Source organism: Phaeobacter sp. PT47_59 (assembly GCF_028890025.1).
GTDB lineage: Bacteria > Pseudomonadota > Alphaproteobacteria > Rhodobacterales > Rhodobacteraceae > Phycobacter.
Genome location: NZ_JARCJL010000068.1, coordinates 1 through 1,404, shown reverse-complemented (window position 1 = coordinate 1,404; position 1,404 = coordinate 1). Strand labels below are relative to the sequence as shown.

Sequence of the window (1,404 nt, the reverse complement as noted above, 5' to 3'; positions counted from 1 at the left end):
CGGTAGTGCCCCGTGGGGTGGTGTAAGAGGCCGCGCGCGAAGCCCTTGGCGTAGCGCAGCGCGCGGCCGGGCTGGCGGCCATCGCGCTTCTTCGTAGTCTGAGGTTGTTCGAAGACCGACGACAACGAAGGAGAGCACGATGACCGAGAACATGATCGACCTTCCGGGCATGATCGCCAAGAGCGATGACGCGGATTTCTTGCGCGAGCTGATCCAGGATGCCGCGCAGCGGCTGATGGATATCGAGGTGGCCACCGTTTGCGGTGCGGGCCATGGCGAGCGCAGCCCGCACCGGGAGAACCAGCGGAACGGCTACCGGCCGCGGCAATGGGATACCCGGGCGGGGACCATCGGCCTGAACATCCCGAAGCTGCGCAAGGGCAGCTATTTTCCGACCTTCCTGGAGCCACGGCGGACGGCGGAGAAGGCGCTGATGGCAGTGATCCAGGAGGCCTACATCCATGGTGTTTCCACGCGCGCTGTCGATGACTTGGTGCGCGCCATGGGGCTGACGGGCACCTCCAAGAGCCAGGTCTCGCGGCTCTGCGAGGAGATCGACGAGCGGGTGCAGGCGTTCCTGAACCGGCCTCTCGAAGGCGATTGGCCCTTCCTCTGGCTCGACGCCACTTATGTGAAGCTGCGTGAGGGCGGGCGGATCGTCTCGATGGCGGTGATAGTGGCTGTGGCGGTCAATACAGACGGGCGGCGCGAGATCTTGGGGATTACCGTCATGCCCTCGGAAGCCGAGACGTTCTGGGCCGACTTCCTGCGGTCTCTTACTCGGCGCGGCCTGCGGGGCGTGCAGTTGGTGATCAGCGACGCACATGAGGGCCTGAAAGCTGCCGCACGCAAGGTGCTCAGTGCCGGCTGGCAGCGCTGCCGCGTGCATTTCCAGCGCAACCTCCTGGCCCGCGTGGGCAAGACCCACAAGCCGGTGGTCAGCGCGGTGGTAAAGACCGTTTTCGCCGAGAAGGACCGCGACCAGGCCCATGCCCGCTGGCGTGAGGTCGCCGACAGCCTGCGGGACCGGTTCCGCGATGTTGCCGAGCTGATGGATGAGGCGGAGCATGACGTGCTGGCTTACATGGCCTTCGACGAGAGCCTGCGCTCGAAGCTGCACAGCACAAACCCACTGGAACGCGTCAACAAGGAGATCAAGCGGCGGACCAATGTCGTCGGCATCTTTCCCAACCGCGAAGCCGTCATCCGGCTGGTCGGCGCGCTCATGCTGGAGCAAAACGATGAATGGGCCGTCTCCCGCCGCTACATGCCGGTGGAAAAGCTGACGGCCGTGTGCAACGATACCGGCGCGGCGACGATGATCGCCGCGCAGTGAACGAGCAGCACCAGCTATGAAGAAGCAGGTGGACGCCAGTTCCTACACCATCTCCCGGGACACTACCC

Annotated in this window: 1 protein-coding gene; it reads left to right on the top strand. The window is 64.9% G+C overall.

Annotated elements, in window-relative coordinates; translation table 11 throughout:
* Window positions 1-139 precede the first annotated feature (139 nt).
* Window positions 140-1,336 carry an IS256 family transposase gene (locus PXK01_RS21905; RefSeq protein WP_142495134.1) on the top strand — a complete coding sequence of 399 codons (1,197 nt, stop codon included), beginning with the start codon at window positions 140-142 and terminating at the stop codon, window positions 1,334-1,336.
* The last annotated feature ends 68 nt before the right edge of the window (window positions 1,337-1,404 follow it).

Excerpts from the sequence above, each read along its gene's own strand:
- PXK01_RS21905 (WP_142495134.1), top strand. The coding sequence starts at position 140 with ATGACCGAGAACATGATCGACCTTCCGGGCATGATCGCCAAGAGCGAT.